Below are 23,784 nucleotides of genomic sequence, written 5' to 3' on the forward strand. Positions count from 1 at the left end.
TGACCGGTTGAGCCGTTCGTGACCGATGCAACCACGGCCGGCGCGACCGGCCCACGCACCTCCGCCCGCCCCGGCAAGCCGGGGGCGGGCGATGTCCTGCCCCAGTACAAGGTGAGCGCCGAGCGGCACGACGCCGCCCTCGACGCCTCGTTCCCGGTGATCTTGCGGCAACTTCCCCAGCTCGCCGCCACCGCCATGCGCCTCGCGTGGGCCGCTGACCGGCGCGCGGTGCTGTGGCTCGGCGTGCTCCAGCTCGTCGGCGGTGCTCTGACCGCCCTTGCCCTCTACGGCACACGTGGAGCCCTCGCCCCGATGTTCGCCGCCGGCCCCGTCCCGGAACGGCTCCAGCAGGCCATGCCCTCGCTGATCCTGATCACCACCGCCGCTGCGGCCCGGTCCCTGACCTCCGCCGCCGCAATCACCGTGAACGCACGCATCGGACCGCGTGTCGACGGCCGCGCCGAGCTGGCCTACCTGGATGCCGCTACCCGGGTTCCCCTCGCCTCGTACGACGATCCCGACTGGTGCGATCACTCCGAAGCGGCGAACCGAGCCTCGAAGGACCTGCACCTGATGACCGAGGCACTGGCCATGGTCACCGCCTCCCTGATCGGGATCGCAGCCGCTGCCGGAATCCTCGCCGCGCTCCACCCCATGCTGCTGCCGCTGCTCATCCTCGCCGTCATCCCCCGCGGTGTGGCCGCCGTCTACGCAGCTCGCGCCGCGCACCACGCCGAGCGCCACACCCTGGCCGACCGGCGCCTGAGGCACACGCTCATGTACCACACCGCCGGTCGAGCCACCGCGCTCGACGTCCGGGTGAACACCATGCGCTCCTGGCTGCTGGACCAGTTCTCCGACGTCACCGGACGCCTCGAACGGCACGCCGCGCGCGTCGGGCGCAGCACCGCCCGCTTCCAGCTCACCGGCGACGCCATCGCCGGCGCCTCCATGGTCGTCGTGTACGCGTCCCTACTGTGGCTCGTGACCTCCGGACGCATCCCCCTCTCTTCCGCCGGCGCCGCTCTCATCGCCACCCAGACCAGCCGCATCCTGCTCACCGGCCTGGTCAACGGGATCAACACCAGCTACAAGGTCGGCCTGTACCTCGCCGACTGGAGCACCTTCATCACGGACGCCACCGCCCGAACTCGGTCCTCCGCTATCTCCACGCCCGTACCGGACCGGCCGAAGGTGGTGCGTGCCAACCACGTCTCCTTCTCCTACCCCGGCAGCAGCCGCCCCGTCCTGACCGACGTGTCCGTAGCGGTCCATCGCGGCGAGGTCCTGGCGATCGTCGGCGCCAACGGGGCCGGGAAGTCCACTCTGGCCAAGCTCTTGGCGGGCCTCTACACCCCGACTTCAGGCACCGTGACCTGGGACGACACCGACCTTGCCCAGACCGACCCCGAGCAAGTCCACGCCCGGCTCGCGATGCTGCCCCAAGACATCGCCCGATGGCAGACCACTGCCCGCCACAACATCACCCTCGGCCAGGGGGGGGCGGACGATGCAGCCGTGCTCGCAGCTGCCCGTGCTGCTGGCGCCGACGAGGTCCTTGCGGAGTTGCCCGACGGCCTCGACACCGATCTGTCGCCCTCCCAGTGGGGCGGACGGGACCTGTCCGGCGGCCAATGGCAGCGCCTCGCCGCCGCTCGCGCGTTCCATCGCGACCGCCCCGTCCTCCTGTGCGACGAGCCGACCTCCGCCCTCGACCCGCACGCGGAGGAAGCGATGTACGAGCGGATCCGATCCCTCGCGCAGGGCCGCACCGTCATCCTCATCACGCACCGCCTCGGCTCCACCCGCACCGCCGACCGCATCCTCGTCCTCGGCAGCGGCCGGGTTCTCGAGGAAGGCAACCACGAACAGCTACTCGCCACAGACGGCGCGTACGCGGCAATGTGGCGCAAGCAGGCCGCCACCTACAGCGGCGCGACCGCCTGACCTCAGCCTGCTTCCGCGGGCACGTAGCCGTCATGGCGCCCAAACGGTGGTGACGTTCCCGGGGCTTGATCGTTTTCCAGCGTATGAAGCCCCTGCCGCGCATCCTCGCTGTCGCCCTGTTGGCCGCAGTCCCCCTCACTGTCGCCGTTCCTGCCTTCGCCGACGGCCCCAGTGGGCTTGGCGACATCACCGCCGACAAGGTGCCCGAAGCAGCCATCGCTGGGGCCGCTGGGCAGGCCAAGCCCAATGTCCCGTTCGGGGCCGCCAAATTCGCCCAGGATCGTGCATTGGAGGCCTTCGCCAAGGTGCAGGGCAAGAAGGAAGCGGTAGTCAACTCATAGCGCGGCTGTCGGCCCGTCTACGTCCGCCGCCTGAGAGAACCCCCTGACGAGCCCTAGCGCGGGCCGCCACCACCCGGTGGCGGCCCGCGCTGTCGTGTCTCCGGGACCCCAAAGCCCCGTGCCCACAGCGGGCTCGGACCTGGCCCGCGCGCCCCGCATCTCTGCCTCGCGCGTCACTGCGCCTCGGGCAGGGGAACGCGCAGCGTGTCCGGATCGGCTTCAGGCAGCCCGAGGTAGGCGCGCACCGCCGCGTTATCGGCGGTCGCGTCAGCGAGACGCGCGGCCGCGTCGAACGCCCGCGCTTGGATGAGCTCGATCTCGTGCTGCGCGTCGTCGATCGGGTACCCGGCGTCTTGCAGCATCCGGACGCCGGTTTCCATGGACAGCACTCCGGCACCCACGCCCTTCACCACTTCGTCGAGAACAGCTGCTCGGTCGGTGGGGGTGTGAGGCCCCCAGGCGAGCTGGGCTGGCACAGATTCGCCCGCCGGCCAGCCGGATGCCTGGCCTGCCTGGTGGAGCCTCTGGACCATGCGCAGCAGGATCACGTACTTGTGGGCCCTGGCCAGCCGCATCGCGGCAACGAGCGAGTCGAGTGGGCCGAGGGCGAGTTGGAGGGCGTAGCCAGAGGGCAGGGCCGTCGGGTCCAGCGTGCCCAGTCCGGCCGAGGTGAGCCGGCTGTTCGCGGCGATGCGGTCCAGGACGTGATCGACGCGGGACCGGAGTTCGGCGAGCTGCGCGGAGGTGTCGAGGACGTCCATGCGGCCACCATCGTTGAGCTGCCAGACGGTACCCGCGCGGACCTTCACCGGGAGGGGCTGACCGGTGTTGCGATCGATGGGGAGCCGGGCGCCAGCGAGCCCGATGATCGGGGAGCCGGTCGTGGCGCTGGCTGCCGACGAGTCCGTGTCAGTGGCGGACAGCTCATCGAGGGCCTGAAGGACGGTCGCCAAGGTGGGCTTGCCCCAGTGGTCGCCGGAGTGGGGGATGCTGTTGGTGATGTGGATCAGAGGGATGAAGTCGACCTGGAGGTCGAGCCGGTCGAGGACTTCGCCGTCGGAGCGGGCTCGGAAGGTCGCCTTGTGGAGGGGCAGGTCGTACAGCAGGTCGGAGTGCTTGAGGTCATCGAGGTCCCATTCGGCGTCGGTGAGGTAGCACGTGTATGCGGAGGGCCGTCCTACCGCCCACGGGTAGGTGCGGGTGATGACCCCGGTCTTGGCGTCCTGGGCATCGCCTGGCACGAGCAGGGCGATGCCGTCGTCTCCGGCAACCGGCTCCCGGACGTGAGCTCCGTCCTTGGTCATGGCGGGGCGGCTGGCCGGCGCGATCGGTGCGAGCTCGTAGGTGATGCGGCGCAGCCTGGCCTTGGTGCCGCGGCGTACGTCCTCGGGGATCTCCCAGGCGAGGTGCACGCGCGTTGGGAACTCGCCTGAGTCCTGCTCGTCGTCCGGCCACTCGGCGAAGTAGAGGCCCGGGTCCCAGGTTCGGAGCAGGACGCGGCCCTTGGCTGGGTCCCAGGCCAGGGAGTAGACGGAGTCGCCAAGGAGCAGTGCGGTCCGCTCGGCCTGCTGGAGGCGCAGCGGCAGAAGCTCCTTCTCCGCCCAGTCCCGGAGGCGCTCTTGCACGGCGGCGGTCTCGGCATGCCCTTCGGGCTGCTCGCCGGCGGCCTGCTCCGCACCGGGCACGATGATCGTCTGCTCCGATCCGAGCAGGTAGCCCAGGGCGGTATCGATCAGCTTGCTCGCGTCACCCAGCTCCCGCCGCTCCCCGCCCGCGACGTCGTCACCGGTGATCGCGGCAACCTGGCCGGCCTGGTTGGAGTGAGCTTCCCCCGAGATGCGGGGATGGGTGACAGAGGGTCAGATGGGTCTCATGAGAGGAGCCCAGACGATGCCTGCGCCGAGGAAGTATCCCAAGACCACGGAGTTATGGCTTGTCCGGCGCTGTCAACAGGGGCGGGGACAGGGGCTTGTGGAGGTTGGGGTGGTCCACTCGGGGTCGAGGGTGTAGAGGCCCCGGCCGGTGCGGCGGAGGATTCCTTCGCGGACCCAGCGTCCCAGTTCTGCGCGTAGTCCTTGGGGATCCTCCAGTCCGATACCGCGGGCGATTTCACATGCGCGCCAGGTGCGGTGGGGATCGGTTCGCAGGAGTTGCAGTGTGCGGTCGCGGCGTCCGTCGGGGCCTGGGCCAGCGGAGGGGTTCACGGTGACACTGATGCTGGTGATCCTGGATGCGCCCAGGACTTGTGCCTGGTGGGGCGGGGCGGCGTAGCGGGAGATCGGGCATTTGACGCGGCGTGGGTTGACGCGGGCCCGGCGGGGTGGGAGCAGATCGTGCAGCAGGGCCGGTGTGATTCGTCCCGGTCCGGTGTCGGGCAGTACGTCGGCTGCGGCGATGAGCTGGTCTTTTGCGGTCTCCAGGGCGACGGTGAAGGAGGCGCGGTCCGGGTCGGTGCCGGGGAGGGTCTCGACGGCCTCGGCCATCGCGCGGCGCAGTGCCTGGTAGACGGTCAGGTGAGCCCAGAGTTCTTGTTGGATCCCGGTCGCGTCCTGGGATCGCAGCACCAGGCCGTGCTGCAGGGTGTGCCGAAGCGAGTAGAACGCGGACTCGATCTCCCATCGCTCGTGGTAGAGCTCCACCAGCTCTGCGGCGGGGTAGCGACGGTGATCGGTCAGCGTGGTGGCCAGTCGGTAGTGGCCTTCCAGCCTCAGCCCTTTGGCGGTCGTCACCGCGATGTGCGCATCGATGATCCTCAGCCGGGTCCCGTTGATCCTGGTCAGGAATGACCCGTCCGGCAGTAGTGCCCAGCGTGCGGGTGTCCGGGTTCCCTTGAGGCGTACCAGCAGCTGGGCGCCGGTGGCCGCGGCCTTCGCGAGGAAGTCGTCGGAGTCGAAGCCCCGGTCGTTGAGCAGCAGCATCCTGTTGTCCAGCAGTGGTAGCAGCTGCTCGGCGTAGCCGGTCTCCTTCTCGGGCGTCGGTCCGAAGACCGCACCGAGCAGGGCCCGGGTTCCGGTCTCGCACAGCACCATGATCTTCAGCATCGGATATCCGTCCGTGCCGTAACGATGCTTGTGTTTGCCCAGCCAGGCGCAGACTCGCGGCCGGTCAGGGGCCTTGGTGGAGCTGCAGCCGTCGAAGGCGACTGTGCGCCAGCACCTGTATCGCACCCCTGGTGTGATCGGCTGTGCCACGGGACCGGCCAGTGTCTCGAAGAGCAGCCGCAGCGGCGCGGCGCCCAGCCGCCGGCGCACCTCTCGCAGCGCCTTCTCCGACGGACGCGGTGGAAGGAGCCCGCGCAGGCCGCAGGTGAGTTTGTCCCACACCCGCATGTAGCCCAGCTGCGGGAAGAGAACCAGTGCCAGCACGAAGTAGACACCCACCCTCGACGGCAGCAGCCTCAGCCTCCGCTGGGTTCCGCCAGTACGTTCCAGCACGTCATCGACCAGTTCAAAGGGCAGGTGCCGGGTCAGCTCGCCCAGATGCCCCGGAGCGAAGACCCCGTCGGCGACGGTGATGGACGACGTGAGCGTGACGGTGGAACACTGAACGGGCAACGGGGCTCCTTCAGGCGGGAAGACCTTGGTCGGCTTCCTCGCTCTACCAGGAGTCCCGTTGCCCTGACCGGCACTTCTCCCAAATACCTCGCCCCTGTTGACAGCGGCCGACAAGCCATAACTCCGTGGTCTTGGAAGTATCCGCTGGAGTTGCGTGAGCGTGCGGTACGGATGTACCGGACCGCCGAGCCGAAGCCCGTGATCCGCCGCATGGCCGAGGAACTCGGCGTGCACCACGAGGCTCTGCGCAACTGGATCCGGCAGGCAGAGGCCGACGCCGGCGAACGCGACGACGTGCTCACCACTGGCGAGCGGGAGGAGCTTGCCGCCCTGCGGAAGGAGAATGCACAGCTCAAGCGTGCGAATGAGGTCCTGCGGACGGCCTCGGCTTTTTTCGCGGCCCAGCTCGACCCGACCCGGCCCAGGTGACGGCGCTCGTTGACGAGCACCCGTATCTGGGGGTCGAGCCCGTACTCCGGGAACTGAACATCCCCTCCTCCACCTACTACCGGTGGCGCCAGGCCGAGACCGAACCGTGCGAACGGCGCCGCCGGGATGCCGAGCTGACCAGCAGGATCCGGCAGGTCCACGAGGAGTCCGGCGGGATCTACGGCTCACCCCGCGTGCACGCCGTCCTCAAGCGTGAGGGCGTCCACGTCGGCAGGAAGCGCGTCGAGCGGCTCATGCGCCAGGCCGGCCTGGCCGGGATCAGTCCCCGCCGGGGCAAGGGTTTCACTCGCCGTGACCCGGACGCCGATCTGGCCCCTGACCTGGTGCAACGCGACTTCACCGCGGCCGGGCCGAACCGGCTGTGGGTTACCGACCTGACCATGATCCCCACCGGGGAGGGGCCGTTGTGGCTGTCCGCGATCCGCGACGCGTTCTCCCGCCGGGTGGTGGCCTGGGAGACCTCCGCCCGCGCCGACGCCGATCTGGTCCTGACCTCGCTGGAATACGCCCTGGCCAGCCGCGAGGTCGCCCCCGGAGAGCTTATTCACCACGCCGACCACGGCTGTCAATACACGTCCGTGAAGCTCACAACACGCCTGGTCAGGGCCGGGATCCAGGCTTCCATGGGCTCGGTCGGCGACTCGTACGACAACGCCCTCGCGGAGAACCTGTGGATGGTCATCAAGACCGAGTGCATCCGCGGCCGCGTCTTCGCCACCAGGGCCGAGGCGAACCTCGCGCTCTTCGAGTACATCGACGGCTTCTACAACCCCCGCCGCATCCAGAAACGGCTCGGCTACCTCAGCCCCATCGAGTACGAGGAGAAGCACTACGCCAACCAGGCAGCGACCGAACAAGTGAACCTGAAACCACGTCAACCCACCCTGACCAGCTAGTCAGCCCCTCCCGCAGTGCGGGGGAACCTCAGAGTCGTAGGCGGCCAGTAGCCGGTAGGCGGACAGGCGCCGCAGGTCCTCGTCTGGGACCCATGACGACGTGAGGTCGGACCAGGCGTTGCGGCCGCGGCGGGGGTCGGCCATGACCGGCTTGTAGTCGAGCCAGCTCCATACGTCGGTGATCAGCTTGCGCAGGCCCACAGCGTTCTCCAGGCGGTCGGCCCCCGCGCCGCCTGTTCAGGTTACGGCGTAACCGCTTCTGCCTCGGCGACGGCCGCGGGATGGCCAGGCAGGCCGGGGACGGGGAAGCTCGCGCAGGCGCCGACAAATGCGTCACGTGCGCCGGCCGTCCTCTCCTTCCGGCCCGCGTCCGTCCACCGCTGCTCGCACTCGGCGCGGGTGGGGCTTGCTGCAGTCGCTGGGACGCCGTCGGCCAGCTTGCGACGTTGGGCGAGTAGCCCTTCCCGGCGGCCCTGGTCACCCGCAGCCTTCAGCTCGGCAAGGTGCCGGTCCCGCTTCTCGTCGAAGGAGGGTTCTCTAGATGCGCCCGCACACGCCATCAGCCCTGCCCAGAGGACCATCCCAACAGCGGCCGCCCGTGCCGCTCTTCCGCTCATCAGCATGATCGCGACGCTACACGGGGGGCCGTTTCCTCATCGGGCCGTTTCGGCTCTGTTTCCACAGGGCTGGGGATATCCACGACTCCCCTGGGCTATCTCCGCCCATCGAAGCGACCGTCCTCGGTGTCGTTGACGATGACGTCGAGTTGGTCGGGGTCCGCGAGCTCCGTCAGGCCGTGTACCGCAGCGTCCATCCTGTCGGGGCTGTCCATGCCTTCGACCCAGGTGACCATCTGGTCTTCGAGTTCGGTGTACTCGCCGACGTGGTGGACGAGTCCCTGGTCGTACAGCTGCGCCACGGGCGCGGCTCGGAGCCGCTTGCCGACCTTGGCAGTGACTTCCAGGATCATCGGCATGAGCAAGCCCTTGGTGACGCCGTCAGTGCGGAGCTGCTCCCACGCCTGCCGAAGAATCTGCTTGGCCATGTCACCGCCGTAGTTGCTTTCGACCACGAGGGCATCTGCTTTGAGTTCGAGGGCGAGGCGGCAGGCGGCTATGCCCCAGTCGTTGGCACCCATGGGGCCGGACCTGTCGGCCAGCAGGTAGAGGTGCCGGTCGAAGTCGCGGCCAAGGCCGATGATGCCGGTCTCGTCGTTCACGGTCGAGTCGCCTCCGGCGGGGTCGACGGCGACGACGATCCGGGCCATGTCGAGGCCGGAGAACTGGACGGCGTTGATGCGGGCGGCCTCGATCCACTTCCGCTTCCAGACGCCTCCCTCGGGCGGGCGCGGCTTCTGCATGTAGAGGGCTCCCCAGACTCGTTCACCGACGCGCTTGCGGGTCTTGGCGTGATGGGTCGTGTCGAATCGCTCGGGCCAGAGGGGCTGGCCAAGGGGGCGACCGAGGGGGTCTTCGGGGCTGTCGGCGAGGGCGGGCAGGTCGATGACGTGCCAGGCCTCCCGTTCTGTTGCGAGGATGCGGCCGGCGAGGTCGTCTTCGTGCCAGCGGGTCTGGATGACGCAGATCGCCCCGTTGGGCTCGATGCGGGTCTGGAGGACGGAGGTCCACCAGTCCCACGCCCGCTTGCGCATGGTCGGGCTGTCCGCGTCGGCCATGTCTTTGACGGGGTCGTCCACGATGGCGATGTGGGCGCCGCGGCCAGTGAGGCCGCCGCCGATGCCTGCGGCGAGGAGACCACCTTCGCCGCCGGCGATGTCGAACCGGTTCGCGGCGGAGCTGCCCGCCTTGAGGTGGATGCCGAGGTCTTCGCCCCACGTGAGGATGGCATCGCGGATCCAACGGCCGTGGTCGTCGGCCAGGTCGGAGGAGTAGCTGGCGATCATCATCCGGTGGCCTGGGTTGCGTCGCAGGTACCAGAGCGGGGCCCACCGGCTGGCTCGGCGGCTCTTGCCGTGCCGAGGGGGCATGGTGAGCATGACGCGGTCCAGGCGTCCTTCGGCCATGTCGATGAACGCCTTGTCGATGAGATCGAGGTGCGGAGCCTGCATCTCGCGGCCGTCGGTGAGGACGGCGGCCAAGGCGCCCGGAGAGCGGTCCATGGCGAGACACTTCTCCACGACGACGAGCTGGGCGCGGAGTTCCGGGGACGCTTGTGCGGCGATGGCGCGGCGCTGGTCTGGGGGCAGTGTGCGGTAGTGCGCGAGGAGTGCCTCGCGGTCTCGGCCGGTCATCAGCTGTCGGCCTGGTCGGTGAGGTCGATGAGCGCGGCGAGTTCGTCCACGGTGGTGTTCGCGATCTGGACCGGTCCGCCCTCGGGGCCGGCGAGCTCGGTCCTCGTGGGCATGTCGAGGCCGAGGAGGCGTGCGCGCCGTTCCATGACGCGAAGGGCGCGGTCGATCGCGGTGAGGTCCTGGTCGCGTACGACCTTCCTGTATGCGACCAGGAAGAGACGGTCGAGCCGGTCCGCCTCCAGGGCCCGCATCTCGTCGACGTCGTGGTTCAGTTCGGTCCGCCGGTCGTCGAGGGCCTTGCGGACGTCCCGGCAGGCGGCGTGGATGAGGGCCTGGTCGTCCGGGTGCTCCTGGCCCTTGCGATACCGCTCGATGCCGTAGCCCTGGGGGTAGGCCACCCCGTCAGCGTTCACGGCTGGGTCTGCGGCCAGCTTCCTGGCGATGGTCAGCCAGTCGACGCCGGCGAGGCGTAGGTCGATGGCGTCCGAGCGGCGGCGCGCGATGGCCGCACGCGCGGCTTTGTCAGGGCGTCCCACCGCGGGGCTCCTCCACAGCTCGGTGCGCCCCCGCGCCCGGAACCATGATCGCACTCCAACAGGGTTGCCCGGATGGAACGTCGGTGAGGTTCACGGTTCGGGCAGAGCGGCTGGGACCGTCCGGCCCCGGAGGAGGGGCCGGACGGTCCGCTGCTACATCAGCGTCATCTGTCCGGGGACGCTGCCCGTTCCGAGGCCGCGCGGGCGCTCGCCTGGGATCGTCACGACGCCCGTGGCGCGCAGGTGGTGAGCGAACTGCCAGTTCCGGCAGGTGGCGAACCGCTTGTCGCCGGCGTTGGGGTCGTCGGGCGGGATGTGCTTGTCGGTGAACGGGATCGGCCGGGCGTCGGTGAGGGTGACCTTGAGGTCCTTGACCTGGATCTCCACGTGATAGCCGGGCGCACGCTCGAAGGCGAGGTGTGGGTTGTCCTCCCATCGGTGGGGGCCGGTGGTGACGCCACACAGGTAGTAGGCGATGGCGTACCGGTTCGCGTCGAGCGTGGTGGTGAGGTCCTGCGGGCCGTCCTGTTGTACGTCCCGACTGTAGGGGCCGTGCAGGGAGCGGGCGCAGTGCTGGGTGAGGTCGATACCCGTGACGTACTTGAGCCACAAGTAGTGGTAAAGCCTCTCCCCGCGTTCAATTCGAATTGTCGGCAACTTCACTGAATTCCCCCCTCGGAAATGAAACATTCACCCTCTAATTATATAAGAATTGGAGGGAATTCCGATTTATGTATTTCGTCGCTCACACATGTCCAAGAGGGTCTGCACAAGCGGCTTGTGCCGGTTGTGCCGGTATCCCTGCGGGTACTCCATGTTGAATTCGACTTCGAGTGACTCGCGACGAACAGCGGGGTCGATGGGGAGCGGCCGGCGACAGCGGGCGTAGATGTTCCCGCCGTTCGGATTGCCCAGGATCTCCACGTCGGCGAAGTAGCTCGACAGCAGGGAATGCAGGGTCTCTGGGGTGTGGAACTTCTGCATGGTCCACACCCCACTGCGGAAGGTCGCGGCGAAGCCGTTCTCGTCCAGGAACTCCAGGGCTCGCCGGTAGTTGCCGTTGTTCCGGTGCTTGCGGCCCGCGAGCTTGCGTTCGACGGAGCCGAGGGAGCGCGTGCCGGTGTAGAAGACGCCCGAGGCGTTGAGCAGCGAGTTGCAGGAGGCGATGACGTGCTCTTCGAACTCCAGCGAGGTGACGGAGTTCAGGACGCTGTCGAGGACGACGACGCCGTAGAGCCCGTTGGCCTGGACGTCGCGTTGCAGGTCCCGGATGTGGGACACGGTCGCCGCGATGTCGAGTGCGTTCTTCTTGCCGGAGGCTTTCACGTGGGGCTCGTACCAGTGGGCGTCGTGCCCCTGTTCCTTGAGGCGCTTGATGTACGCCGCTTCGCCGGCGCCGAAGTCGACGATGCGCTGCCCCCGCTTGATTTCGGGCAGCACGTAGCGTTCGTAGGTGGTGGACTTGTGGGAGTCCCCTTCGTCGCCGCCGAGGCGGTGCATCTGGCACCAGTGTTGGTTGTACGCCTTGATGCCGAGCTGGGTGTAGTCGTAGACGCCGTAGTCGCCTTCCAACCATTCGATGAGTTCGTCTGCCTCCTGTACGGATACGCGGTAGCACAGCACCGGGTATTTCAGGTCGTGGCCCACGACTGCGTAGTCGTTGTTGAGGATGACGCGACCTGCGGAGTCGGCCACGATCGATCCCCAAGGCCCGTACCGGGTGACAAGGCGGCGGATCTCTTCCTGGATGGCGGCGTTGCCGCGCGCCGCGATGGCGATGTCCTGGGGCTCGATCCACTCCCACCCGTGGACGTCGTCGGCTGCGACAGGGGCACGGACCCGAGAGCCATCGGTTTCCACGGAGTTGTGGAGGAGGTTGAACTGGACCTCGTCGTGGGTGGTCACGTGCCTGGCCAGCAGGAGGGCTGGCACGGTCCGTTCGCCATTGGCCTTGAGGCTCTTGGTTCGCTGGTGGCCGGCGATGAGGATGCCGTTGCCGTTGACGATGACCGGCTTGACGCAGCCGAACAGGGCGAGGCTCTGCTTGAGGCGTTCGAAAGCGTTCTCGGACAGGCGCCGCGGGTTATAGGGAGCGGGCTTAAGTCCGGCCAGTGGGAAGTCCGCGACGAAATCAGGCATCAACGGCCTCCTGGTCGTCGCTGGCGGCCGCGCCGGTGTCGAGGAGGTAGTGACCGAAACCGGAGTCGGTGCCGCGCCGCTCGTAGTACGCGGTGTGGGTCGTGTTGAGGCGTTCGACCTCGTCCGCGGTGATCTGGACCCGGGTGGTGCCCCACTGGATGAATCCCCACTGGAGGTGCTCGTCCTTGATCTTCTCTCCCTCGCCGGCGATGGTCTCGGCGGGGAGGACCGCGGGCAGGGAGGTGTCGAGGAGCTCGTCGAGAGACGTCTCGTCGTGGCCGGTGCCGTGGAGGTCCGGGAGTTCCTCGAGGATCTCGGCCAGCAGGGCCGAGTCGTAGCCGGCGAGGTCCGAGGTTCGGTTGTCGACGACCACGATCCGGGTGGCGGCCTCGTCGTCGACATCGACCCACGTGGCCGCGATGGTCTCCCACCCGAGTTCGATGGCGGCCTGGAAGGTGTGGTTGCCGGCGAGAATCTCTTTGGGGCGCCCGGTGTGGGTGCCCCGGTTGACGACGATGGCCTTGTACTGGCCGTTGACCGTCAGCGATTCGCGGATGGAGGCGACGTTACCGTTCCTGGGGTTGCGGTGGAACGGCGTGAGGTCGGCGACGGGCACCGCCAGGGGCAGCAGCTCGTCGGGGATGTTGGCGGGCGTGGCGTTCACGGGCGTGGCGTCCCTCTTGTAGGCCGTTCCCCGCGCCCTACAGAAGATCAAGCCTAGCCGCGCTCGCTTGGACACGGGGACGCGGAAGCGGGCGCCGATCAGGGCGCCCGCTTCGCGGCTTCGGTGTCAGCGGTTGTTGCAGCGGCAGATGCCGGGCGGCAGGCACCACGAGGAGCACGAGTTGCACCACATGGCGCCCGGTACGGGCGGCGTCCGGTCGGGGGCGCTGATCTGCCCGGCCCCGGAGGTGCTGGTCGGCTTGCCCTTGGTCATGATGCTCGTTTCCTGGATCGGGTGCTGATCGCCGCTTCGAGTGCGGCCAGGTTGCGCGGCCCCTCCGGATCAGGTTCACGGGGCCGCAGCTTGGCCGGGAGCCTGTCCCTTTCGGCGAGGAGCCGCAGGTAGAGCGGGTAGTCCGCGGGGTCGCCGCGGTAGTTCGGATCGACGTGGTCGTCGCCCACGTGACGCTCCTTCTGCGCGGAATCCGCCCCCGATGGGGGCGGATTCATCACGGTCGTGAGGAAGGTGGCGGGCTGCTCCTTGGTCTCGCTTTGGAACGAGGCCGGTGCCTGGCGGGCAGGGCGCGGGGGGTTGGCCACCCGCCAGGCACCGAGGAGTTGCCGCATGCCACGGCGTCGCTGGTCGGCGTCCTCGTACCGCCGACCAGCAAGTAGATACTAACACTAAGCAGTGTTGGTATCTATCTTTTGGTGTCAGAAGAGGCCGTCCTGAGATGCCTTCTGCCCTGACGCTGACACTTGGGTGGTGCGGCTCCCTACCAGCTCAGGCAGTGGGCTCACGGGAATCACGGTCACGACCGTGCTGACACCCTTGAACCAGTGGTCCGGGAGCGGCGTGATGGTGCCACGGGCCTCGCGCACTCGGCTGCGGAAGTCCAGCGCCTGTGCATTCGTACGGAAGGTGAGGCTCCCGAACATGACCGCCACGAGCCGTCCGCCGGGGCGCAACCAGCGCAGGGCGCGTTGGACGTGCTGGATGTCGAGTTGCCCTGCGAACGGCGGGTTCATCACCACACGGTCATAACGGGCGGACACCGGGAGCGTGAGGAAGTCTGAGGTGATCACCTCCCGGGCGTAGCCCTTGTCGCGGATAACCTTCGCGCGCCCCGGGTCCAGTTCGACACAGTCGACTACGCCCCCACGATCCGCGACCCGCTCGGCCATGGCGCCCGTACCGGCCGAAGGTTCAAGGACCTCGTGTCCGGCGCTCAGGTCGGCGAGGTCGAGGATCTCATCGACCAGCGCGGCCGGCGTGGGGAAGTAGCCGCGCTCGGCGTCCGTGGTCACCTCCCCTTCTGCGAGCAGACCGGCGACGGCGTCAGCCGCGTTGGCGGGGAAGACGTGGGCGCGCTTCCATCGGTCCCACTTTCCCCCGACCGCCGAGAGGGCGAGGTTCACGCGCTGGTACAGACGGTCTGCGAGCTGGCCGCTGAGGAACAGGGCCGACCCGTCGCAGCGGGCAGCCCTGATGGCATCGAGCACGTCGGCATCGATCTTCACGACCGGCCCCCGATCCCGGGCTCGCCGGTGGCGGCGGCGCGCGCCTGGATCAGCTCGGTTTCGAGTTCGACGAGACGGGCCGCGACCATGAGCGCGAATCGCACGGAGACGGAACCACCGGCCGCGCGCAGGAGTTCGGCCGTGGCGGCACGGGTGAGTTCGTCCGCCTCCTGAGCGACGTCGTCCCGCTGGCCGGCGCGGGCGAGGACGAGGCGTCCGGCTGCGTGCTCGACGAGCTCCTGTGCTTCCGGGTCGTACTCCTTGAGGGCGTTACCTGCCTCCGCGGTCGAGAACAGGCACCGGTTGACGTTGCGCATGTGGTGGATGTCGTTGATCACTGCGAGCTCCTTAAAAAGGGTGGGCGGCCTCGGAGGCCGCCCACCCTGGACTGGTCGATCAGGCCGCGGTCTCGGTCGACTCCGCGTCGACCGTCTCCGTGTCCGGCTCCTCGTCGGCGACCTGCGGGGTGGCGCCGTCCTCCGACTCCTGCTCGGAGGACGATCCCGCGTCGACGTCACCCTCCGGCTCGGCGGCAGCCGCCATCAGGGCCTCCGCCTCGGCGGCGAGGTCAGGCGCCTCCGCCTCGGCGTTGACGATGATGTCGCTGGCTTCCGCGTGCGCCTTGGCCTGGCGGACCTGGAACCGGGCGTCCGCCAGGAACTTGGCGGCACGGTCCAGCTGCTCCAGGCGCTGGCCGACCTCACCGGCGAGGAGCTTGGAGAGGTGCTGGTCGTCGGTCTTGGTGATGCCCTCCAGCAGGCCGCACAGGCGCTCGATCTCGTCGAATGCGGACTTGACCTTGGTGGTCTCCTTGGTCCGCTCGGCCTTCTGCTCGGGGGTCATCTCCTCGACGGCAACCATGGACTCCTGGGTCGCCGCCGTCTCCTGCTTGCGCATGGCGAAGGCGATGTGGACGAGCTGGTTGTCGGTCAGGTCGTCCTTCTTCCACTTCGCGAAGATGCCCCTCTGGTTGTCCTTGGTCAGCGCGGCGATCTGGACAGCGGCCTGGGTGCCGATGTGGCCCAGGTTCACGGCGGCGGCGACCTCGGGCCTCAGGCCGAGAAGGGCGAGGCGCACGTTGACGTACTGCACCGTCTTCGAGACCTTCTTGGCGACGATCTGAATCGCGTCCTTGAGCACGACGTCCGGGCCCTGCATGTCGACCAGCTTCTTGAACCCCCTGGCCTCTTCGAGCGGCAGCATGTCGGCCCGGTTGATGTTCTCGACCATTGCCTTCTCAAAGGCGGCCGCGTCGTCGACGGCCTCACCGTTGGCGCCGGTGATGATGCGGGCGTCGATGGTGATCTTGCCCGCGATCTCGTGGGCCCGGAAGCGGCGCTCGCCGGCGACGATCTCGTACCCGCCTGCCGCGCGCTTGCGGACGACGATCGGCTGGAGCTGGCCGTGCTCGCTGATCGAGTCGGCGAGCTCCTGGAGCTCGACCTCGTCGAAGTGCTCGCGGGGCTGGCTCTCGTTGCGGTGGATCTGAGAAAGCTTCAGGCTGGCGTTCTTGGTACCCATCTGATTCTCCAAGAGGTCGTTCGGAGTGAGGTTTCCTCCCCGCTCCTTCTGGTTCTATTCTATATGCACTCCTGAGGTGGGTCCACATTTGCCTGAAAGTTTCTGCACGTCAAAGGCCCGGCGCGACCAGAAGGTCACGCCGGGCCCGGCTCACTCTGTACCCCGGTACGCCGCAGCAGCCACGCGGGTTGGACCTGATGGTCGGCGGGGAACCGCCGCAGGGGCGACGATCGCGAGGGCGCCGAGCAGTTCATGCGCCCCATTGCCCCCGAGGTCTACACACCGCTCGCCGCGCGACTCCCCCAGTCGCGCGAGCACCCTTTCCAGTTCGACCGCCACACCGCACCCCTCCGTGTCGCACGTTCGCTTCCCCCACCCTCCGCAGCAGGACATAGATCCCGACACACCTACGTACGCGGCACACCTCGGCGTACATCGGTGCACCCAGCACCGCCACAGCCCAGAGGTGCGGGCATGCCCGCACCTCTAGCATCATGATCCAACGGATCTACAACGATCCTGCTTCGGAGAGTGACCTAATGTCAATGAAGATAGACAATAGATCGGACCGATAGGTTCCCAACTAGCCCTGGCTGCCGCAACTCAGCCAAACCGCCACCATCCATCGCGGCCGCTCGGGTGGCCGCCACGAAGGACCCGCCTATGCCCCCCGGCCCCGACACCCCACTGGCGAGCAAGCTGGCACTGCTGCTGCGCCGGAAGGCGGGCCGCGCCGGTAAGAGCCCCAGCCTGCGAGCCCTGGAGGCTGCCACGGCAGCCACCCCAGGCGGCAAGCCGGCGATGACCCACCAGGTCATCGCGGACCTCCTCAACGGCGAGAAGACCGACCCGAAAACATCACAGACCCTCGGACTCGCACGCGCATTCGACGCTCCGGTAGCTTTCTTCCTTCCCGGGTACAACGGCCTGACCTCCTTGGAGGTCTATGAAGGGCAGACGGACGCCCGGGAGGCGCTGCGGCTGATCCACGACCTGGGGGAAGAGGGCGCCGCGGAGCTGCTGGAGGCCGCGCGCGCTATCCGAATACGACACGGTAAGACCGACACCAACATCCCGGAGGTGCCGGAGCTGCCGCCCATAGTGGAGCCGCCGCGACCCGGCCGGCGTCGCCGTCTGTCGTTTACCGAGGCTGCCGATCGGGCCGTCTCTGATTTGGAAGGACTCTGAAAGACCATCATGGACGGCATCGTCTTTGGCATATGCACTCTGGTCGGGATCGTGGGGACGTGGTACTCCGCCCGAGATGCCTGGCGGCTGCGCGACCGCAGCGAGTACCGAATCGCCCGCGCCGCCCGCGCAGTTGCCTTCGGTGTCTGCACGGTCGGCGTCCTCCTGGCCGTGCCGGCGGTCGAGGGCCTGCTCGAAGACCTGACCGGCATGAACAACTCGGCCAAGCTCAGCGCGCACATCTGCGCCGTGCTGTGGTGCGGAAGCCTCCAGCTGATGCTGGTGGACTGGTCGTACAACTACGAGGTGCTCAAGGCCAGCCTGTACGCGCGGGTTGCTCTCGGCATCGCCGTGCTGGCCGCGATGCTGCCGCTGTTCATCGCGACCACCGGGCCCGAGATGGAGTTCACCACCGCCTTCGCGGCGGAACCTGGCGTAACCGTCTACCTCCTGGTCTACCTGACCTACGTCGCCATCACGTGCGGCGAAATCGCCTTCCTCTGCTCCGGCATGGCCCTGTCGACGTCTCGCCGCGGCCACACCTGGACCTCCCGAGGTCTCGCCACCTCGGCGGCCGCAGCCGTCCTCGGCGTCGCCTACGCGATCAGCAAGGGCTCGTACCTGGTGCTCCACTACCTCCAGCACCCCTGGCCGTTGCGGTACGAAGAGATCATCTCCCCCCTCCTCGCCGGCCTGGCAACGGTGGCTCTGATCACCGGTCTCACGATGGCCATGGTCGGCCGACGGCTCACTCAGCGGAAGGCTGACCAGGTCACCGCGTAACGGCTCGACCCTTCCGCCAGTCCAACACCACGCGGCCGGGCTCGATCGTTCGCACGCCCTTCGCGCTGGCCGGGAACACCCGCACGCCCTCCAGGAGCAGCAAGGCGATGACCTGCTTGGAGGCGTGCGGGGCCGTGTTCCACCACCGAACGAGGTCCTGGGCGTCGCCCAGCTTGAAGTTGGCCATCTGCTCCGCGAACCGGAGGCGTGTTCGGCTCACCTTCAGCTCGTCGGTCGCGGCGTTCTGAGCAGCGAGGAAGGCGTCTCGGCCTATCTGCCGACGGCCGTACATTTCGGCGACCTCGCGTCCTCGCTCCTCCTGCTCCGCAATCGCCTTCTTGAGGTCCTCGACCTGCGCGCGAGCGGCCTCCTGTGCGGCCTCAATGCTCGCCCGCACGTCGGGCTTGAGCAGTTCGGCAACGAGGTACTCGGCGACGTAGGTCTCAAGGAGCTCCGCGTTCACACGGACCTCTCCGCATCCGCCCGCTCCCTGCTTGTCCTTCGGACGGCAGCGGTACCCGGGGCTCCCCGCGTTGTTGCGGGCTCCGGTCAGGTGTTGCTTGCACTTGCCGCACGAAGCGATGCCGCCTACGTCTCCCGTGAGGAGATAGGAGTAGGGGGCGTCGGGCGTTGCCCTCTTCCGCTTGGCGTGACGCTCCTCCAGGGCCTTGAACTCGTCAGGGGTGATCGCCCCGGGGTGGCCGGCGTCGACCAGCTCGCCGTTCTCGTCTCGCCGCAGCCCGGCGATGGCGGGGTTCTTGAGGAGGCGGCCGATGCTCGCGTCCTTCCACTCACCCCCGAGGGTCCCCCGGTAGCCCTGGGCGTTGGCCCACACGGCGATATCCCCATCGGACTGCGGAGGGTCCAGAAGGGCGCGGCTGGCCATCTCTCGCAGCGGCCCGACCTCGTCTTCGTGGAGGCGGCGCCGCGAGTTGTCCTCGAATCCGTAGAGCCGTGGCATGCGGTTCCGTCCGATCTCTTCTTGTTCTCCCCCGTGGCGGGCCGATCCTAGGTCACGGTCCGTACCAATGGCACGCTCCGCCTCAAGATCGACAGCCATCGCCGCAGCTAGCGGCCCGGCGGTTCAACGCCCAGCACACGCCACAAGGCAGCAGCTGGCACGCGCGTCGTACCGCCGAGCGGCAACGTCTTCACGGGGAAGTCACCTGACCTGATCAACGAGTAGGCCTTGTGCACACCGATGCCGAGCGCCCGAGCCGCCGTCGACACGTTCACCGTCGGCGGAAGGGCCAGCAGCTCCTCCAAGGTCATCCCAGCGGCTGCGGAGCCGGTTCCCGAACTCTCTTTCACTGTCATCTCGTCGTCGCGTTCTCCCCCGCGCCAACGTAGACATAAGAATACTCCAACACTCCAGTGTTGGGGCAACATGTCTCACAGAGCGGCAAAGATCAGCACGCCGCCCACATCAGCAGGGGGAGAGCAGTGACCGACATCAGCTACTTCCGGAGGTGCCCGTGCAAGGTCCCGATCCTCGACAACGCCGGCGAGCCGGTGCTCCTGGCCGACGGCACGCCCAAGATGAAGGAGGTCGGAGCCACCTGCCCAAAGCTCAAGCAGAAGGGGCACTCGACCTGGTACTTCTATTTCGAACTGGAGTCCGGCGAGAACGGCAAGCGCCGGCGACTCCGCCGCGGCGGCTTCAAGACGCAGGACGATGCCAAGGTGGCGGCTAAGAAGGAGCTGAAGAAGGCCGAGGGCGGCACAGACGTCCTGAGCTCAGCCACCGTGGGAGATGACCTCACCGCCTGGGTGGAGCGGAAGGGAAGCCTCGCCCGCACCACCTCACACGGGTACGAGGGGCACATCCGGCTCTACCTGATGCCCCACCTGGGGCACATCAAGCGCAAGGACCTCCACGCTCGGCACATCGAAGCGATGTACGCCGCCATCAAGAAGGAGAACGCCGAACGCCTGCTCCACCACGGCCAAGTCGTAGAGCTCACCGAGGCACGCGACGCCGCAAAGGAAGCCTGGATACGCGCCTCCGGAAAGGGTGAGGAACGGCGCCAGGCTCGCAGTGCCTACCTCGGCGCCAACGCTGCGCTGATGGAGGGACGTCGGGGCCTGCGGAAGATCACAGGGCCGGCGACGCTCCACCGCATCAACGCCACCCTGAGTTCGTTCCTCAACAGCGGGATCAAGCGGCTCGAATACCAGACCAACTGGGCGTCGCTCATCGAGCTGCCTCCCGTCAAGCGGCCGAAGCCGCTGGTGTGGACGCCCGAGCGCGTTGAGCACTGGCAGCGCACGGGCGAGAAGCCCGGCCCGGTGATGGTCTGGACGCCCGAGCAAGCCGGGGCGTTCCTGGACTTCGTGGCGGACGACCGCCTCTACGCCCTGTGGGACACGTTCACCTTCCTCGGCCCGCGCCGCGGCGAGATGGCAGCCCTCCCCTGGACGGAAGTAAGCCTCACTGCCCTGTCCATGCGAATCTCGGCCCAGCTCGTTGAAGTCGCATACCGCGTCTACGGCGAGGAACCAAAGGCCGACAGCGTCCGCACCATGAGCATCAGCACGCACTCCGGCCTAGTGCTCACCACGCACCGGGCCCACCAGGAGCACGAACGCTCCGAGTGGGAAGGCGAGGAGGCGTGGGTCGAATCGGGCTGCGTCTTCACCATGGAGAACGGGGCCGCGCTCCACCCTGACTGGATCAGTCGGCGGTTCAAGCGGCTGGTCGAGCTGTCCGGCCTCCCGCCCGTACGCCTGCACGACTTGCGCCACCTCTCGGCCAGCCTCGCCCTGCTCGCCGGTACCGACATCAAGGTGGTTCAAGAGCGCCTCGGCCACAGCTCGCGGCAGATCACCTCGGACACCTACACCAGCGTCCTGCCCGAGCTGTTCCGGACTGAGGCCGAGTCGACGGTCGCAGTCGTGCCTCGCGGCGGTGAGGTCTCCTACACGGTCAAGAAGGCCCTCAAGATCCCCAACAGCGTCTTCGCGCAGGATGTGGCGGTGCTGTTCGCCAGCGCGGCCAGCACGGGGCCGAAGTCGCGGTGGGCCGTTGAGGTTCAGGCGACCGCCGGCGGTGAGGTCTTCGGCCGGATCCACACGGAGGTCCAAGCGGCTGAGCGTGCAGTCGAGGCGGCCCAGGCGTGGCTTCGGACGTACTGCACGGATCAGGGCTACGAGGTCATCCGAAGCGAGAATCTCGTGGACCGGATCCCGGAGGACCAGAAGACGACCTTGGCGCTGGTTCGTCTTGTGATCGACCGTACATCGGCAAGTAGCGGTGACGAGCCGGTGAGCCGGTTCCTGGCAGGCACCGGAAAGGCTTCCGTCGGCACTGGGTGACGCCTGTCCCCGCGTCCGCGCCCCCGCGTCCCCGCTGTGTCCCCGCAGCGCCCCCGGAACGCGAAAGGCGGCCCCGGAGGGCCGCCAAGATCACCGTAGCGACTCGCGCCGCCAGCAAAGATGCTGGTCAGATCGTTTCTGCACACCTGGTGTGCAGTGGGGCGGGTGGGACTCGAACCCACGGCCGACGGATTATGAGTCCGCTGCTCTAACCGGCTGAGCTACCGCCCCTTCACGGCGTGGCGCGTACACGTGTGCGCGCCGTCTGCCGCAGCATAGCCGCTCATACGATCTCCTGCCTCGGATGCCTCGCATGATCGGCTTCGCCTGTTCAGAGAGACCGCGCCGAGGGCTGCCCGGTTCCCAAATGGGTCAACAAAGAAAAGAAGAGGACCCCGTGGGGCCCTCTTCTTCTTCCTGCTCCCCCGGCTGGACTCGAACCAGCAACCCTCCGGTTAACAGCCGAATGCTCTGCCAATTGAGCTACAGGGGACCGCGCTCCCCCGACTGGACTCGAACCAGTAACCTGCCGGTTAACAGCCGGCTGCTCTGCCAATTGAGCTACAGGGGATTGCTGCGGTGCATCGAACAGCCCACCTCCGGCCTTGCCGGGGGGCGAGCGCCCGTTGCGAGTCATAGATTAGCGCAAGCAGGGGGGTGCTCCGCCAATCGGTATCGACAGCAGGCCGGGCACCACACGACGAAGGGTGGCAGGCATGCGGTACAAGGTCACGTTCGTGGTCGGACTGGCCCTCGGGTACGTGCTCGGAACCCGGGCCGGGCGCGAGCGCTACGAGCAGATGAAGAAGTCGGCGCGCGAAGTCGCGCAGAACCCCGCGGTGCGCAACGCCGCCGAGACCGCGGGCCACACCGGGCGCGAGTACGCCGGCAAGGCCTTCGCCGTGGTGAGCGAGAAGGTCGGCGACGCCGTGCCCGCCTCGCTGGCCGGGCGGGTACGCGGACTGCGCGACCGGTCCGGGACCGGCGAGGACGACTGGGGCACGAGCAACACCTGAGGCGTCCGAAGTCCACGGCGTGGGGTTCCCGGGACCTGTGAGGTTCCGGGGGCTCCGGAACGGTCGAGACGGGCCCCGCGTGCGGCAGAATCCTCCACATGGGGATAGTCGCCGGGCTGGACAGCTCTTCCGCCTTCACACGCATAGTCGTCTGTGACACCGAGACCGGCGCCGTGCTGCGCCAGGGGTACGCCCCCCATCCGCAGCCCACGGGCGAACCCGACGGCGCGAACCCCTACGAGACCGATCCGCAGGCCTGGCTGCTCTCCCTCGGCGAGGCCGCCGGCGGCGGGCTCCTCGAAGGGGTCCAGGCCATAGGGGTCTCCGCACAGCAGCACGGCCTGCTGCCGCTGGACCCGCAGGGCGGCCTGGTCCGCCCCGCCCTCGTCGGCAACGACAAGCGCCCTCAGGTCGCCGCCGCCGACCTCACCGAGGCCCTCGGCGGCCGGCACGCCTGGGCCGAGGCGGTGGGCTCGGTCCCGCACGCCGCCCAGCCGGTCGCGAAGCTCGCCTGGCTGGCCCGCAACGAGCCCGAGGCGGCCCGCCGGGTGGCGGTGCTGATGTCCCCGCACGACTGGCTGGTCTGGCAGCTGCTGGGCCGGCCGGCCCGGCGGACCACCGACCGGGGCGGCGCCTCGGGTACCGGGTACTGGTCGGCGGCCTCCGGATCCTGGCGCCCCGACCTGGTGGAGCTGGCGCTCGGGCACCGGGCGCTGCTGCCCGAGGTGCTCGGCCCGGCCGACGCCGCCGGGACCACGCCCGAGGGGCTGCTCATATCCGCCGGCACCGGCGAGACGATGGCCGCCGCGCTCGGGCTGGGTCTGGGCCCCGGCGACGCGGTGGTCTCGCTCGGCGCCTCCGGTTCGGTGATGGCGGTGCACCACGAGGCGCTGTCGGAGCCGGGCGGGCTGATCACCTCCCTGGCCGACGCCACCGGCATGCACCTGCCGGTCGTGAACACCTCCAACGCCGTACGGGCCCTGCGCGGCACCGCCGAGCTGCTCGGCACCGATCTGGAGGGGCTGTCCGAGCTCGCGCTGAAGTCGACGCCGGGCGCGCACGGCCTCGTACTCCTGCCGTACCTGGAGGGTGAGCGGACGCCGAACCTTCCGCACGCCGCCGGGACCCTGTCCGGGCTGCGCCGGGACTCGATGAAGCCGGAGCACCTGGCCCGGGCCGCCTTCGAGGGCATGCTGTGCGGGCTGGTGGACGCGCTGGACGTGCTGCGCTCGCGCGGGGTCGAGATCCGCCGGGTGTTCCTGCTGGGCGCGGCGGCCGAGCTGCCCGCCGTACAGGCCGCGGCTCCGGGGCTGTTCGGGACGCAGGTCGTCGTACCGGCGCCGGCGGACTACGCGGCGCTGGGCGCGGCGCGGCAGGCCGCCTGGGCGCTCGGGGTGGCGCAGGGCACGCTCTCCCCGCACACCCCGCCGGTCTGGCCGGCGCCCTCGGCGTCGCAGGTCTTCGAACCGGGCGCGGAGTTCCCGGCGTGGCAGGGGGTGCGCCAGCAGTACATCGCGACGCGGGAGCAGATCCACCCCGGGGCCTTCTAGTACTGCAACCGCATGTGTGGGTCGTGGCCTCGGCGTTGGTAATGGCAGCGGCGGGCTCGGGCCTGGCTGCGGCGCCGGAAGCGTGACCAGTGCAGACGGTGCTCGTTGCTGTG

General features: G+C 68.5%; 23 protein-coding genes, 3 tRNA genes and 1 pseudogene. 9 read left to right on the plus strand and 18 right to left on the minus strand.

The window, feature by feature from the left end; all coding sequences use genetic code 11:
- Positions 1 to 18 precede the first annotated feature (18 nt).
- Both OG332_RS14605 and OG332_RS14610 read left to right on the plus strand, forming a co-directional pair.
- A complete protein-coding gene (locus OG332_RS14605) occupies positions 19 to 1,947 on the plus strand; it encodes an ABC transporter ATP-binding protein (protein ID WP_327413894.1) in 1,929 nt (642 codons plus the stop codon).
- 65 nt (positions 1,948 to 2,012) lie between these two features.
- Positions 2,013 to 2,288 carry a hypothetical protein gene (locus OG332_RS14610; protein ID WP_327413895.1) on the plus strand — a complete coding sequence of 92 codons (276 nt, stop codon included), beginning with the start codon at positions 2,013 to 2,015 and terminating at the stop codon, positions 2,286 to 2,288.
- Positions 2,289 to 2,461: 173 nt separating this feature from the next.
- Here the strand turns inward: OG332_RS14610 and OG332_RS14615 are convergent, their stop codons facing one another.
- Positions 2,462 to 3,973 carry a hypothetical protein gene (locus OG332_RS14615; protein ID WP_327413896.1) on the minus strand — a complete coding sequence of 504 codons (1,512 nt, stop codon included), beginning with the start codon at positions 3,971 to 3,973 and terminating at the stop codon, positions 2,462 to 2,464.
- Between the two features lie 241 nt (positions 3,974 to 4,214).
- Positions 4,215 to 5,842 (minus strand): annotated as a pseudogene (locus OG332_RS14620) (IS4 family transposase).
- Here OG332_RS14620 and OG332_RS14625 point away from each other — a divergent pair.
- Positions 5,768 to 6,271 carry a transposase gene (locus OG332_RS14625; protein ID WP_327411595.1) on the plus strand — a complete coding sequence of 168 codons (504 nt, stop codon included), beginning with the start codon at positions 5,768 to 5,770 and terminating at the stop codon, positions 6,269 to 6,271. The pseudogene OG332_RS14620 and the gene OG332_RS14625 sit on opposite strands and share 75 nt — an antisense overlap.
- Entirely contained in the window at positions 6,268 to 7,188 is a 921-nt protein-coding gene (locus OG332_RS14630; protein ID WP_327411594.1) for an IS3 family transposase, read from the plus strand. The genes OG332_RS14625 and OG332_RS14630 overlap by 4 nt, the downstream gene beginning before the upstream one ends.
- On the opposite strand, the gene OG332_RS14635 is transcribed toward OG332_RS14630, so the two are convergent.
- From OG332_RS14635 to OG332_RS14685, 11 genes are all read right to left on the minus strand, one after another.
- Positions 7,189 to 7,389 (minus strand): hypothetical protein, encoded by a 201-nt coding sequence (locus OG332_RS14635; protein WP_327413897.1) that lies wholly within the window; start codon positions 7,387 to 7,389, stop codon positions 7,189 to 7,191. It abuts the gene before it with no gap.
- Between the two features lie 511 nt (positions 7,390 to 7,900).
- Positions 7,901 to 9,439 (minus strand): terminase large subunit domain-containing protein, encoded by a 1,539-nt coding sequence (locus tag OG332_RS14640; RefSeq protein WP_327413898.1) that lies wholly within the window; start codon positions 9,437 to 9,439, stop codon positions 7,901 to 7,903.
- Positions 9,439 to 9,975, minus strand: coding sequence for a hypothetical protein (locus OG332_RS14645; RefSeq protein WP_314250997.1), 537 nt, complete (start codon positions 9,973 to 9,975; stop codon positions 9,439 to 9,441). Before OG332_RS14645 ends, OG332_RS14640 begins: the two co-directional genes overlap by 1 nt.
- Before the next feature lie 153 nt (positions 9,976 to 10,128).
- Positions 10,129 to 10,587: a hypothetical protein gene (locus tag OG332_RS14650; RefSeq protein WP_327413899.1), complete on the minus strand. Its 459-nt coding sequence runs from the start codon at positions 10,585 to 10,587 to the stop codon at positions 10,129 to 10,131.
- 117 nt (positions 10,588 to 10,704) lie between these two features.
- Complete coding sequence (locus OG332_RS14655; protein WP_327413900.1) at positions 10,705 to 12,114, minus strand: ParB N-terminal domain-containing protein; 1,410 nt, start codon at positions 12,112 to 12,114, stop codon at positions 10,705 to 10,707.
- On the minus strand, positions 12,107 to 12,778 hold the full coding sequence (locus OG332_RS14660; protein ID WP_327413901.1) for a ParB/RepB/Spo0J family partition protein: 672 nt from the start codon (positions 12,776 to 12,778) through the stop codon (positions 12,107 to 12,109). Before OG332_RS14660 ends, OG332_RS14655 begins: the two co-directional genes overlap by 8 nt.
- Positions 12,779 to 12,904: 126 nt before the next feature.
- Positions 12,905 to 13,051 (minus strand): hypothetical protein, encoded by a 147-nt coding sequence (locus OG332_RS14665; protein WP_327413902.1) that lies wholly within the window; start codon positions 13,049 to 13,051, stop codon positions 12,905 to 12,907.
- On the minus strand, positions 13,048 to 13,239 hold the full coding sequence (locus OG332_RS14670) for a hypothetical protein (RefSeq protein ID WP_327413903.1): 192 nt from the start codon (positions 13,237 to 13,239) through the stop codon (positions 13,048 to 13,050). Before OG332_RS14670 ends, OG332_RS14665 begins: the two co-directional genes overlap by 4 nt.
- 252 nt (positions 13,240 to 13,491) lie before the next feature.
- Entirely contained in the window at positions 13,492 to 14,298 is an 807-nt protein-coding gene (locus tag OG332_RS14675; RefSeq protein WP_327413904.1) for a methyltransferase domain-containing protein, read from the minus strand.
- On the minus strand, positions 14,295 to 14,636 hold the full coding sequence (locus tag OG332_RS14680; protein WP_327413905.1) for a hypothetical protein: 342 nt from the start codon (positions 14,634 to 14,636) through the stop codon (positions 14,295 to 14,297). The genes OG332_RS14675 and OG332_RS14680 overlap by 4 nt, the downstream gene beginning before the upstream one ends.
- Positions 14,637 to 14,694: 58 nt before the next feature.
- Positions 14,695 to 15,819 carry a ParB/RepB/Spo0J family partition protein gene (locus OG332_RS14685; RefSeq protein WP_327413906.1) on the minus strand — a complete coding sequence of 375 codons (1,125 nt, stop codon included), beginning with the start codon at positions 15,817 to 15,819 and terminating at the stop codon, positions 14,695 to 14,697.
- Positions 15,820 to 16,482: 663 nt separating this feature from the next.
- On the opposite strand from OG332_RS14685, the gene OG332_RS14690 reads away from it, so the two are divergent.
- Both OG332_RS14690 and OG332_RS14695 read left to right on the plus strand, forming a co-directional pair.
- Positions 16,483 to 17,007 carry a hypothetical protein gene (locus OG332_RS14690; protein ID WP_327413907.1) on the plus strand — a complete coding sequence of 175 codons (525 nt, stop codon included), beginning with the start codon at positions 16,483 to 16,485 and terminating at the stop codon, positions 17,005 to 17,007.
- Between the two features lie 9 nt (positions 17,008 to 17,016).
- Positions 17,017 to 17,790, plus strand: coding sequence for a hypothetical protein (locus OG332_RS14695; protein WP_327413908.1), 774 nt, complete (start codon positions 17,017 to 17,019; stop codon positions 17,788 to 17,790).
- Here the strand turns inward: OG332_RS14695 and OG332_RS14700 are convergent.
- Both OG332_RS14700 and OG332_RS14705 read right to left on the minus strand, forming a co-directional pair.
- Positions 17,780 to 18,751, minus strand: a complete 972-nt coding sequence (locus OG332_RS14700; protein WP_327413909.1) for a recombinase family protein — start codon at positions 18,749 to 18,751, stop codon at positions 17,780 to 17,782. The genes OG332_RS14695 and OG332_RS14700 overlap by 11 nt on opposite strands.
- A gap of 107 nt (positions 18,752 to 18,858) precedes the next feature.
- Positions 18,859 to 19,062: a helix-turn-helix domain-containing protein gene (locus tag OG332_RS14705; RefSeq protein WP_327419225.1), complete on the minus strand. Its 204-nt coding sequence runs from the start codon at positions 19,060 to 19,062 to the stop codon at positions 18,859 to 18,861.
- Positions 19,063 to 19,233: 171 nt separating this feature from the next.
- Here OG332_RS14705 and OG332_RS14710 point away from each other — a divergent pair, with 171 nt between their 5' ends.
- Positions 19,234 to 21,105 carry a tyrosine-type recombinase/integrase gene (locus tag OG332_RS14710; RefSeq protein WP_327413910.1) on the plus strand — a complete coding sequence of 624 codons (1,872 nt, stop codon included), beginning with the start codon at positions 19,234 to 19,236 and terminating at the stop codon, positions 21,103 to 21,105.
- Positions 21,106 to 21,262: 157 nt separating this feature from the next.
- Here OG332_RS14710 and OG332_RS14715 read toward each other — a convergent pair.
- From OG332_RS14715 to OG332_RS14725, 3 genes are all read right to left on the minus strand, one after another.
- Positions 21,263 to 21,336: transfer RNA gene (locus tag OG332_RS14715), tRNA-Ile, on the minus strand.
- A 189-nt stretch (positions 21,337 to 21,525) separates the two neighbouring features.
- Positions 21,526 to 21,598 (minus strand) — tRNA-Asn (locus OG332_RS14720).
- A gap of 5 nt (positions 21,599 to 21,603) precedes the next feature.
- Positions 21,604 to 21,676, minus strand: a tRNA-Asn gene (locus tag OG332_RS14725).
- 145 nt (positions 21,677 to 21,821) lie between these two features.
- On the opposite strand from OG332_RS14725, the gene OG332_RS14730 reads away from it, so the two are divergent.
- Both OG332_RS14730 and OG332_RS14735 read left to right on the plus strand, forming a co-directional pair.
- Positions 21,822 to 22,121: a YtxH domain-containing protein gene (locus tag OG332_RS14730; protein WP_327413911.1), complete on the plus strand. Its 300-nt coding sequence runs from the start codon at positions 21,822 to 21,824 to the stop codon at positions 22,119 to 22,121.
- Between the two features lie 98 nt (positions 22,122 to 22,219).
- A complete protein-coding gene (locus OG332_RS14735) occupies positions 22,220 to 23,671 on the plus strand; it encodes an FGGY family carbohydrate kinase (RefSeq protein ID WP_327413912.1) in 1,452 nt (483 codons plus the stop codon).
- Positions 23,672 to 23,784 lie beyond the last annotated feature (113 nt).

The sequence above is a fragment of the Streptomyces sp. NBC_01233 genome (assembly GCF_035989305.1).
In the GTDB taxonomy this organism is placed as follows: Bacteria; Actinomycetota; Actinomycetes; order Streptomycetales; family Streptomycetaceae; genus Streptomyces.